This window comes from Embleya hyalina (genome assembly GCF_003967355.1).
Lineage (GTDB): Bacteria > Actinomycetota > Actinomycetes > Streptomycetales > Streptomycetaceae > Embleya > Embleya hyalina.
The window spans coordinates 120,376-132,050 of sequence record NZ_BIFH01000013.1 but is presented as its reverse complement, the minus strand read 5'-3'; the positions used below and the strand labels follow the sequence as shown (position 1 = coordinate 132,050).

The 11,675-nt window shown below is 71.7% G+C and carries 7 protein-coding genes and 1 pseudogene; 4 read left to right on the top strand and 4 right to left on the bottom strand.

Annotated features, from left to right (window positions below):
* Positions 1-1,253: pseudogene (locus EMA17_RS00660) on the top strand (hypothetical protein); the annotation flags it as partial.
* The gene (locus EMA17_RS00655; protein ID WP_126634856.1) at positions 1,246-2,175 is read left to right on the top strand and encodes a DEAD/DEAH box helicase family protein; all 930 of its coding nucleotides are present in this window, start codon (positions 1,246-1,248) and stop codon (positions 2,173-2,175) included. The pseudogene EMA17_RS00660 and the gene EMA17_RS00655, both read left to right, overlap by 8 nt.
* Positions 2,176-2,189: 14 nt before the next feature.
* Here the strand turns inward: EMA17_RS00655 and EMA17_RS00650 are convergent, their stop codons facing one another.
* A complete protein-coding gene (locus EMA17_RS00650) occupies positions 2,190-3,884 on the bottom strand; it encodes a helix-turn-helix domain-containing protein (RefSeq protein WP_126634855.1) in 1,695 nt (564 codons plus the stop codon).
* An 874-nt stretch (positions 3,885-4,758) separates the two neighbouring features.
* Between EMA17_RS00650 and EMA17_RS00645 the strand changes: the two genes are divergently transcribed.
* Positions 4,759-5,148 (top strand): DUF1801 domain-containing protein, encoded by a 390-nt coding sequence (locus EMA17_RS00645; RefSeq protein WP_126634854.1) that lies wholly within the window; start codon positions 4,759-4,761, stop codon positions 5,146-5,148.
* A 21-nt stretch (positions 5,149-5,169) separates the two neighbouring features.
* On the opposite strand, the gene EMA17_RS00640 is transcribed toward EMA17_RS00645, so the two are convergent.
* Positions 5,170-7,110 carry a LamG-like jellyroll fold domain-containing protein gene (locus tag EMA17_RS00640; protein WP_126634853.1) on the bottom strand — a complete coding sequence of 647 codons (1,941 nt, stop codon included), beginning with the start codon at positions 7,108-7,110 and terminating at the stop codon, positions 5,170-5,172.
* A 167-nt stretch (positions 7,111-7,277) separates the two neighbouring features.
* Entirely contained in the window at positions 7,278-7,868 is a 591-nt protein-coding gene (locus EMA17_RS00635) for an HAD family hydrolase (protein ID WP_126634852.1), read from the bottom strand.
* A gap of 107 nt (positions 7,869-7,975) precedes the next feature.
* Here EMA17_RS00635 and thrS point away from each other — a divergent pair, with 107 nt between their 5' ends.
* Positions 7,976-9,286, top strand: coding sequence for a threonine--tRNA ligase (thrS, locus tag EMA17_RS00630; protein ID WP_307721514.1), 1,311 nt, complete (start codon positions 7,976-7,978; stop codon positions 9,284-9,286).
* 66 nt (positions 9,287-9,352) lie between these two features.
* Here the strand turns inward: thrS and gyrB are convergent, their stop codons facing one another.
* Positions 9,353-11,380, bottom strand: a complete 2,028-nt coding sequence (gene gyrB, locus EMA17_RS00625; RefSeq protein WP_126634850.1) for a DNA topoisomerase (ATP-hydrolyzing) subunit B — start codon at positions 11,378-11,380, stop codon at positions 9,353-9,355.
* Positions 11,381-11,675 lie beyond the last annotated feature (295 nt).

The window sequence follows — 11,675 nt, the reverse complement described above, 5'->3', positions numbered from 1 at the left end:
AACCGGCCGCGCCAAAGCCCGAGGACACCCCGGCGACGCGGGAACAGGCCGTGCCGCCGCCCGAGAACGACGAGGCGGCCCGGCAAGCGGCCGTGCCAGCGCCCGAGGACATCCCGGCGACGCGCGAACAGGCCCCACCCGCACCCGACAACAACGAGGCGGCGCCCGAACCGGCCGTGCCCGTGACCGCGTCCCACGGCGTCGACGCGGCGCGGGAGCGGGCGGTGCCGGAGGTCGGCGGCGGCGAGGCGGCACCCGGGCGGACGGCGCCGGTCGTCGGCGATGTCGGCGCGCGGTCTCGGGAGTTCGCCGCGCCGACCCACGAAGTCGAGCCGAGCCCCGTGCGGTTCACGACGGCGAAGCCCGTCGCGGACGCCGCCGAGTCGATCCCCGCCCCTCCCCCGCCGCCGACCGCGCCCCCGGCGAGCGAACCGGAAGCGGCGGGTGACGTACCGCGGTCGCGGTGGTCCACCGCGGACCCGGGCGAGACGTACGCGCCGCTGTCGCGGGCGATGGATCCCGCCGCGGAGCACCGACCGATGCCCGTCGGAGCCTGGTCGACGACTCCGGAGCCGAGCGGCGACGCGGAGCCCGAACCCCGATCCGAGGTCAAGACGCCGCTCACGCTCCCGATTTCCGAGCCGGAGCCGGAGCCGGGGCCGGAATCGACCGAGGCGTTCGGGTGGGACTTCCAACAGGCCTCGACCGAGCCCCACGAGTGGTTTCCCGCGCCCAAGCGCAGGCCACGCTGGGTCGTGTTCGTGATCGCGGGCCTGGTCGTGCTCGTGATCGCCTCGGTCGGCATCATGGTCCTGGCGTCCCGGCAGGAGAAACCCGTCGCGGCGACGCCGACCGCACCGCCGGCCCCGGCCACCATGATGGCGCCGGACGCGGCTGCGCCGTACCGACCCCAGGGTGTGTCCGTCAAGTCGTTCGAGGGGCGCCTGTTGGTCTCCTGGAAGGTCCCGGAGCGCACCGACCTCATCGTCGGGTATCTCGTCGTCGCGCAAAGCCGTGACGGTGCCGTGCAAAAGACCGAGGTGCCGCGCGCCGGGGAGTTGACCGCGGTGTTGGCCGGCCCCCAGGTCGGCGTGAACTCGTGCGTCGTGGTCACCACACTCGTCAGCGGCGAACCGAGCATGATGATGTCCCGCTCGGACCCGGTCTGCCCCCGGCCGTCGCCGACGAGGTCCGGCGGCCCGGCGACCGGAGGCTCCGCGACACCGAACGAATCGGGAGGCTCCCGTGAGTGAGCACACCGCCGTCCCCGCATGGCCCGTGATCCTGATCGAATTGGGCCCGAACGACACCGTGGAGATCGGTGGGGTCCCGGTCCCGGTGGACCCCGGCCGCAACCCGAGGGACGTGGCGTTGGCGGTCGCCGCGGAAACCGCCGGAGTACTCGGTCGCGCGGTGCGGGTACAGGCCGTCGAGCCGGACGGCACGACCTTCCCGTTGATCGTCGACTCGGAAGGAAGGGTCGTCCAGGCCGGGGATCCGACGCCCGTCAAACCGGCTCGCCGCGGGTTGGGCCTGCGACGCGGGCGAACCGCCGCGGCGACCGGGCCGAGGCACCCGCGCGCGGGTGCGGCTCCCGAGGTCCGGGTCGCCCCGCCGCGCGCGCCGGAGTACGAACCACCGGCGTTCCCGGGCCTGTCCGGCGGCGCGGAGCCGTCGCCGTCGCCGGTGGACCCGCCGTCGACGCCGACGCTCGCGGTGTCCACCCCACCGCCGGCGCCGGTGGAACATGTCGACGTCTCGCCCGTCCCGGCCGCGAAGGAGGCCGAGGAGGCGTGGCCGGACGAGGGCGGCCGGTGGGACGCGGGCGAGTCGCCGTACGTTCCCACGCCGACGCCCGAGCAGCAACGTGCTCTCGGGGTGATCGGCCGGGCACTCGACCGGGGCGAGCCGGACCGGGCCCTGATCGTCGCCAAGACCATGGCGAGGGCGGCCTCGGCCTCGGGCGACCTCGGCGCGGCCGTGGCCACCCGGGAACTGCACGCCTACCTGGCCCTGTTGGCCGACCGGGCCGACTTGGCGGCCCGGCTCTACGACGAGGCCGTCGCCCTGTTCGACCCGAGCCGGGTGGATCGGAGCGGCTGGCGGGAGCGGTTGGCCGAGAACGCCCGCTGGTGTCGGTCACGTGCGGCTCTCGACCGGGTGACGCGGGCCTGACGGCCCGCGTCGGCTCAGGATCGTGTCGCGGTGTCGTGGTCGGGGTGGGCGGTGGCCGTGGCGTGGGCCGCCGCCCGCAGGGCGAGCCACAGGTCGATCTGGGTGGCGGGGCAACCGATCAGGCCCGCGCCCAGGCGTTCCTCGATCCGGACCAGCCGCTTGCGCACTCCCGGCCCGGAGATCGCCAGCGCCGCGGCGGTCGGCTCGATCCGGGCGTCGAGGTCGAGCCAGGTCCGCAGGGTTCGCAGATCGTGGGATCCCGCGTCCGAACCGAGCGGACGGACCAGATCCTCGGCCCAGGTCCGGACCCGGGGCAACGCCAGCAGGTTCTCGACCGTCACCGCTTCGGCGACCGTCGCGTTCCCCTCCGCGCCGGTTTCCACACCGCCGTCCCGGTCGCCCGCGCCGTGCAGCGCCAGGATCCGCAGCGCCAGGGACAGTTCGGCCCGAACGGCCAACGAGTCCAGGTCCGCGTCCAGGAGCGCGGCCACGCTCTTCAATCGTGCGATCAACGTGTTGCGGTGCAGGTGCAGTCGGCGTGAGGCACGGCCGCCCAGGCGCAGCCAGGTCTCCAGGGTGGTGGCCAGTTCGTCGGCGCCCGGGTCGGCGCGTCGCGCGGGTCGGTAGGCCCGCAACGGCGCGAGTCGCCGCCGTGCCCAGGCCACACCGTCGAGGCCGATCAACTCGTCCGGCGTCGCGTGTTCCTCGAACCCGACCACTCGATCCGCTCCGGCCGGCGCCCGCGACACCGCTCGCGCGGCCTGCTCATAGGCCACCGAGGTGTGTTCGAGGGCGACCGCGTCGCTGACCCCGACGAGGACGTCGTCGAACTCCCGGCTCAACCGACCGGCCACCCGGTGGGCCGTCTCGGGTCGTTCCGCCGCGGCGGCGCCACGCTCGCGGGGCGGGGCCGGCGTTCCGTGCGCGGGTACCAGGAACACCAGGCGGTCGGCGTGCGTCAGGTCGGGGGCCCATCGCACTCCGTCGCCGGACAGGCGCCGCGCCGCGCGTTCGATGCCGCGACGGCGCTCTTCCGGGAACCGGACCACGAGCACACCCACCACGTCGGGCAGCGGGGAACCCATGGCCAGCGCGACGTCCTGGGCCGTCGAGGTGTGACCGGCGCTCAGCAGTCGCAGCACCGCCTGCCGGCTGCGCGCGTCCGCCTCGGCGCCGCGCCGACGCTCGGCCGTCGCGCGCTCCGCGTTCCAGGCCCAGCCGAGCACGGGCACGGTGTCGGCGAGCAGGACCTGCGTCCGTTGCCCGGCCCGGCCCGGGTCGAGGAGTTGCAGTGTGCCCTGGGGTGCGTCGCGCTCGCCGCCGATCCCCAGCGTGATCGTGTGCCCGGTGCCGGCTCGTGATCCGACGTCGCGGCCGGCGGGGTTCGCGGCGTCCTCGAACGCCTCGTGGTGGACGGCCCCTTCGTGGTCCACGATGCGCATGTGGGTGCCGGTGCGGTGGGCGAGCCACCGCAGCAGGTCGCGGGTGCCGTTCGGGCCGGCCGCCAGGCGCTGCGCGGTGAGCAGGTCGCGCACGCGCCGATCGCTCGCGTGCTCGTCGTCGGCGTCCGGGTGGAACGGGTCCGCGTACGCGTCGGTGCGCGCCCCCGCGAGCGGGCCGGGGCGCTCGAAGCGGCTCTCGTCGAATCCGGGGTGACCGGTCGGACGCGCGTGTTCGACGCGGCTCTTCTCCGCGTACGTCGCGCTCATGACCGGCGCCCGCGCCGCGTGTCGGCCGGCGTACCCGTCGAAGCCTCCCGCGGGAGGATCCCGTCCTGCTCCCTCATACCCGCCCCCGTTCATCCGGCCCGTCGCGGTGTGGACGTGGGTCGGGTGGTCCGCCGGGAAGACGGGACGGTGCGCCGTGAACGCACCCGAAGCGTGTTCCGCCGCGGTCCCCGTCAACCCGTCACGCCTGCCGGCCCGGCCGGGATCATTGCGTTTTCGCGGCCCTGCGGGCCGCCGCGCCGTATAAAGCGCATTGCCCAGGATTTTTGACCGGGGAGGAAATCTCGATAAGGCCGAGCGGGTTACCAGAGTTTGGTATACCTTTCGGTAACATCGCTCCGGACGGAGGGTTTCCGGGGCATCGTCACCCGGGCGTCGAATCCGGCCCGCCATTCGTTCGGCTCGGGCGCGCGGAATTTGCCGACAGCAAATATAACGTGACTATTTCGAAATGTCGCGCACCGGCGAGGACGGTGTGGCCGCGCCTGTCGCGGTGCGCCCTCGACAGCACATCGCCGATCACCGACCGCGCAGATCCCGTCACCGGTCGCTCGGTCTTCGACAGGAAAGGAATTTCCAATCACACACGGTACCGCGTCGGATGCGTCGTGGAATTCGACGGCGGAGCGCGTCGGTCGCGAATGCGGGGACGTCGCCCGCACAACCCGGTCGTCATATCGATCGAACGCGCGTGACGGCCCGGAGGCGCACGTTCTCCGACCGTCTCGTCGGGCTTTCCCGTCCGCCCGGCCCCGACTTCTCCGCGCCCCCGTTCCCGGCACGGGCTACCGGCGCGTTTACCCGTGGAGGTTCACCGCCGGCCGTGGGCGCGGTGCTTCGGCTACCGTTGCGGGGCATGACGTACATCACCGACCCGCGGGTCGACACCTACATCGAGGCCCTGCCCGAGTGGCAACAGGCCATTTGTCGCGAGGTCCGGGATCTGGTGCACGCCGCCGACGACGAGGTGGTCGAGACCATCAAGCGCACCGTCCGGCCCTACTTCGTGCTCCAGGGCAACATCTGCGCACTGCTCGCGGCCAAGAACCACGTCAACGTGTTCCTGTACGACGGCGCCATCGTCCCCGACCCCGAGGGGATCATCACCGGCGGCCACGACAACAAGACCGCCCGCACGGTGGCCGTCCGCGAGGGCGAGACCATCAACGGTCCCGCCCTCAAGGCGATGTTCGAGCACATCATCGCCAACAACCGCGCGGGCGGTTGGCGCAAGCTCAAGCAGTAGCCGCCACGGCTGCCGCGCCGCTCAGCGACCGATCATGAAGGCGTCCGGGCGCAGCGCGCGATCGACGACGCGCACGTCGCCCACCCAGGCGTTGAGGGTCTGGTCGAGCTTGCCGTCGTACGCGTAACCGCCCAGCATCCAGGGGAGGTTGAGCGTGGTCAGGCCGATCGAGCGGGCCGTCGGGTTGCGCACCACCGGGCAGCCGTCGATGTACATCGTGGTCTGCCGGGCGTCGTTCACGACGGCGACGTGCCACCAGGCGTCCAGGGTCAGTTCGTGGCCCCAGTTGGTGGCCGAGCCGTCGCTGTCCAGCGGGTAGACGCACCACTGGAGTTCGCGTCCGCCCGACAGGCTCAGCGTGACCACCGGCTCCTGCGGGTCGCCCTTCGGCTTGCGCGCCTCGCCGCTCATCCCCCAGCGGCTCAGCAGCGCCGACCACGCGTCCTTGCCGCCGTCCCAGTCGGCGGGCAGCTTGAAGAACGCCTCGACGGTGTACCCGGAGCGGAACGTCGCCCGGTTCAGCGGTGCGTCGGCCGCGGTCTGGAAGTGGCCGCCGCGCAGCGGGGATTTGCCGCCCGCGAGCCGGACGCTGCCGTGTCCGGGCTGGTCCGGGTGGTACTGCCCGGACCAGCTGACCGACCCGGCGGCGGCGCCCGGCGCCGGGATCAGCGTCAGGTCGTTGCCGCGCCCGGACAGGTCCTTGACCCGCTGCCCGCCGGGTACCGGCGCACCGTCCTTGTGCGAGCCGTCGAAGCGCCAGTAGGCGACCGTGCCGGGCACCACCATGCGTGCGGCCGGACGGGCCGGGCGCTGGGGTATCGGCGCGAAGCGCGCGAACCGCCTGTCGAAGTCGACCGGCACCGAGAAGTAGTCGTCGGGTCCGGTCAACTCCATCTCGCGGCGCTCGAGTTCGTTGAGGTCGCGGCTGTTGCGACCGAGGATCCACGGGGACAGCGTCTCCACGTCGATGGTGTCGCGGTCCAGGTCGAAGTGGTAGAGCCGGATCATCGCGGCGCCGCCGAAGTAGCGGTTCTGGTAGTTGGTGATGTGCAGGTGTACGTCGTTGCCGGCGTCGTTGCGACGGGTACTGCGGCCGGCCGGCCAGTAGTGGCCGTTGAGGGTGAGGAAGATCTGGTCGTTGCCCTTGATCAGTTCGTCCCACAACCGGCGGCCGTGGTCGGAGAATTCCGCCTCCCGGCCCGGGATGTCGGCGGAGACCAGTTCGTGGCTGGTCAGGATCACCGGCGAATGCGGGTGGTCCGCCATCACCTTGCGCGCCCACGCGATGCTCGCGGGCGAGGGCCGCCAGTCCAGGGCGAGTACGAGCCATTCCCGTCCCCCGGCCTGGAACAGGTGGTAGGTGTTGTAGCCGTCCGGGGTGGCCCCGCCGAACGAGCGTTTGCCGCGGAAGCGTTGCGGGCCGAACGTGTCCAGGTACGCGGACCGGCCGCGCCGGTCGTCGGTGTTGGAATCGATGTCGTGGTTGCCCGCCAGCACGCTGTAGGCCACGCCCTTGCGGTCGAGCACCTCGAACGCCCGGCCGATGCCGTCGAATTCGGGCTTGCGGCCGTTCTGGGTGAGGTCGCCCAGGTGCGCCATGAAGACGATGTTGTCCTCGCGCGCGTGCTCCAGGATGTACCGGAAGGACGCCTCGATCGGCTCGGTGGTGATGCTCGGCTCGTCGAACATGTACTGCGTGTCCGGCATCACCACCAGCGTGAATCGCCGACTGTCGCGATCAGGACGCCACGCGGGCATGCCCTGCGCGTCCACCGGCGCGTCGGCCGCCGCGCCGCCGGCGCCGCCGTCCGTGCCGGCCGCGGCGGCCGGGGAGATGCCGACCGCCCCCACGGCCGCGGCACCGGCTCCGGCCAGCGCCGCGGAGCGCAGGAACGCCCGGCGGGCGGGCCCGGACAGGGGCGTGACGGGCTGGGGACAATCGTCGTCGTGCTGCTCGCACATGGTGCTTCTCCGGGCGCAGGCGGGGTGGGGGCATGCGCACGGTATTGGTTGGAAAACCCACGAAGATCATCCACACCGCCAACAACGGCCGACGACCGCGTGAATTCGCCGCCGGCCCGCGGCGACGCTCCACCCGCCGTGTCCGCGCCCTCACCCGGGACGCTCATTCACCCCCGACGGCTCTGCGGCACCCGCACCGATGCCATGCCCGCGGCCGTGGCGGCCCGGATCCCCATCTCGGTGTCCTCGAAGACCAGGCAGTGCTCCGGTGCGACACCCAGGTGCCCGGCCGCGCGGAGGAAGCCCTCGGGGTCGGGCTTGGCCCGCGTGTAGTCCTCGGCGCACACCAGCACGTCGAACCGGTCGAGCAGTCCGAGGGTGTCCAGCGACGAGGTGACCGAGTCGCGGGTGCTCCCGGAGACCACGGCGGTCGGTATCCGCCCGCACGCGTCGTCGATGTGCGCGAGGATCCCCGGTACGGGGGTCAACTGCGGCAGATACTCCCGGAAGAGCAGTTCCCGCCGGCGGGCGACCGTCTCGACCGGCATGGCCAGGCCCCGGTCCGCGTTGAGCGAGGCGATGATGTCCGTCACCGGTCGACCGCCCCAGGCGTAGAACAGGTCCTCGGGGAACGCGCAGTCCCACTCGTCGAGGGCCTGCTTCCAGGCCCGATAGTGCAGCGGCATGGAGTCGACGATGGTTCCGTCGCAGTCGAACAGGTACGCGCGAAAGTCGCCGGACGGCAGCGAAATGATCATCGACTCACCGTATACCCGACGCCCCTCTCTGCTACCGTTGCCGGCATGAAGCGCGCTGCCATGATGACGACGACGCCGGAGAGTGTCCCGGCGCGCTGACAGATGTCTTGGTCAAGAAGCCCCGGGGCGAGTGCCCCGGGGCTTCGGCTTGTGGTCACTCGCCCCACACCAGCGAGGAGACCCCCGTGTACGACCACCGCAGACTCGGCCGCGAATTGGACCTGTTCGACACCGACCCGCTGATCGGCGCGGGACTGCCCTACTGGCTGCCCGACGGCGCCACCGTGCGGCACACCCTCGAGGAGTACATCCGGGGCGCGGAGCGCCGGGCGGGCTACCGGCACGTCTACTCGCCGGTGCTCGGCAAGCGCGAGTTGTACGAGATCTCGGGCCACTGGTCGCACTACAGCGACGACATGTTCCCGCCGATGGACCTCGGCGGCGAGCAGGTGGTGCTGCGGCCGAGCCTGTGTCCGCACCATGCGGTCATCTACCGCTCCCGTGCCCACAGCTACCGCGAACTTCCTTTGCGGATGGCCGAGTTGGGCGGCATGTACCGGTCCGAGCTCTCCGGCGTGCTGGGTGGGCTGACCCGGGTGCGGGCGATCCAGCTCAACGACGCGCACATCTTCTGCACCCTCGACCAGGTCGCCGACGAGGCGCGGGCCGCGCTGGAGATGATCCGCCGGGCGTACCGGGCACTCGGCATCGAGGCGAGCCGCCACCGGCTCTCCCTCCCGGGTCCCGGCGGGAAGTACGTCGCCGCGCCGGAGAAGTGGAGTCGGGCCACCGCGTTGTTGCGCGACGTCCTCGACCGCTCCGGCCTCCCGTACGAGGCGGCGGAGGGGGAGGCCGCCTTCTACGGCCCCAAGATCGACATCCAGGTCACCGACGCGGCCGGCCGGGAGTCCACCCTGTCCACCGTCCAGGTCGACTTCCATCAGCCCGAGCGGTTCGACCTGCACTACATCGGCGCCGACGGGGCCCGGCATCGGCCGGTGATGATCCACCGCAGCATCATCGGCAGCGTGGAACGGGCCGTGGCGCACCTGATCGAGCGGCACGGCGGGGCGTTCCCCGCCTGGCTCGCGCCGACCCAGGTGGTGGTGCTGCCGATCACCGAAGCCGAGTGGCCGGGCGCCGAGGAGGTGGCCCGTCGCTGCGCCGACCTCGGACTGCGGGTCGAGATCGCGGGTCCGGAACGAGGCAGTCTGGGCGCCCGCATCCGGGAGGCGCGACTGGTCCCGTATCAGGCCGTGCTCGGCGCCCGCGAGGCCGCCGCCGACCACGTCGCGCTGCGCCTGCGCGACGGCCGCCGGCTCGACGCGCGACCGGCGGACGACGTACTCGCCCGAATCGCCGCCCTCGTCGCGGCGCACGCGGGCGAACTGTGGGCGGAGAAGGACGCCGAGGGGTAGGCGGGACGGGATTCGGTGCCTCGCGCCGCGACGGTCGTCGCCGCGCGAGGCACCCGGCCCCGTGCGTCAGATGTCCAGGAACCGCACGTCGGCGGCGTTGCGTTGGATGAACCCGCGCCGCGCCTCGACGTCCTCGCCCATCAGGATCGAGAACAGCGCGTCCGCCTGTGCGCCGTCCTCGAGCGTGATGCGACCGAGCACCCGGTGGTCCCGGTCCATGGTCGTCACCCGCAACTCCTCCGCGTTCATCTCGCCGAGCCCCTTGAAGCGCTGGATGCTCTCCTCGCGCAGCCGCCTGCCCTCGCGCCGGCCGCGTTCGACGAGCACGTCGCGTTCCCGATCGGCGTAGGCGTACTCGATGTCGCCCCGCCCCCAGGTGATCTTGTACAGCGGCGGGCGGGAGAGATACACGTGGCCGGCCTCGATCAGCGGCCGCATGAAACGGAAGAGGAAGGTCAGGAGCAGCGTGTTGATGTGCCGACCGTCGACGTCCGCGTCGGCCATCAGAATGATCCGGTGGTAGCGCAGCCGGTCGATGTCGAAGTCCTCGTGCACGCCGGTGCCGAAGGCCGAAATGAGGGCTTGGATCTCCTGGTTGTCGAGGATCTTGTCGACGCGGGCCTTCTCGACGTTGAGGATCTTGCCCCGGATCGGCAGGATCGCCTGATACTCGGGATTGCGGCCGGACTTGGCCGAACCGCCGGCGGAGTCGCCCTCGACGATGAAGATCTCGCAGGCCGTCGGATCGGTGGACCGGCAGTCGGCGAGTTTGCCGGGCAGCGCGATGGATTCCACCAGGCTCTTGCGGCGGGTGAGATCACGGGCCTTGCGCGCGGCGAGCCGGGCGGTGCGGGCCCGGACCGCCTTGCGCACGATCTCCGTCGCGTCGACCGGGTTTCGGGCGAACCAGTCGGTCAACTGCTCGTGCACGGCCTTGTGTACGTACGTCCGCGCCTCGGTGTTGCCCAGCCGGGTCTTGGTCTGGCCCTCGAACTGCGGCTCGCCCAGCTTGACCGAGACGATCGCCGTCAGCCCCTCGCGGATGTCCTCGCCGGGCAGGTTCTCGTCCTTTTCCCGCAACAACCGTCGCTCGCGCGCGTAGCGGTTGACCACGCCGGTCAGCGCGGCGCGGAAACCCTCCTCGTGGGTGCCGCCCTCGCGGGTGTGAATGGCGTTGGCATAGGAGTACACCCCTTCCCTGAACCGGGAGTTCCACTGCATCGCGACCTCGACGGACACCGACCGCTCCGCGTCCTCGGCCCGGATGGCGACGACCGACGCGTGCACCGGCTCGCCCTTGCCGGCGTTGAGGTGGGTGACGAAGTCGACGATGCCGCCCTGATAGCGGTACACGACGGACCGGGCCGGCTCCCCGGCGCCGGTCCCGCCCGGCGTGGTGCCCGGCGTCCGTGCGCCGTGGCGTTCGTCGGTCAGGGCCAGGGTCAGGCCCCCGGTGAGGAAGGCCATCTCCTGGAGGCGACGGGCCAGGGTCTCGAACGAGTACTCGGTGGTCTCGAAGACGTCCGGGTCGGCCCGGAAGGTGAGCGAGGTGCCGGTGTCGGAGACGGCCTCGTGCCGGACCAGTTCGGTGACGGGCACACCCCGGCGATAGTCCTGGGTCCACCGCCGGCCGTCGGCGCGGATCTCCACCGACAGATGCGTGGACAGCGCGTTGACCACGGACAACCCGACGCCGTGCAGCCCGCCGGAGACCGCGTAGCCGCCACCCCCGAACTTGCCGCCCGCGTGCAGCACGGTCAGCACCAGTTCGACGGCCGGTAGCCCCTTCTCCGGGTGCAGCCCGACCGGAATCCCGCGCCCGTTGTCCACCACCCGCACGGCACCGTCGGCCAGGAGCGTGACATCGATGCGATCCGCGACACCGGCCAGGGCCTCGTCGACGGAGTTGTCCACGATCTCCTGCACCATGTGATGCAGCCCGCGCTCGCCGGTCGAGCCGATGTACATCCCCGGCCGCCGGCGCACCGCGTCCAGCCCGTCCAACACGGTGATCGCGCCGGCGTCGTACGCCGGGCCCTCCCTCCCGCCGACGTCGGACGACGCGACGGCGGAAAGGCTGCCGGAATCAGTCACAAGGCCCTCTTTTCTGGCATCACGAATCACGCTCCCACCGTGATGGCGGGAGCGGTCGTGTCGTCGGGTGATACACCGGCCCCGGACAGGCCGAACAAGCCCGAGGCGCACAGGTTTCCGCGCCCCGAGAACCAGTTCAGCATACCCAATATGGACCCGAACACCAGACCTTAAGGGTCTCTGTACGCCTTTCTGAGCGCCTGAAATCCCACGAGCCAAATCCCCCTACCCAAACCGGCCTTTCAGGCCGTCAGATCGCCGCACAAAGCTTCGCTCCGATGCGGGTCGACCCGTC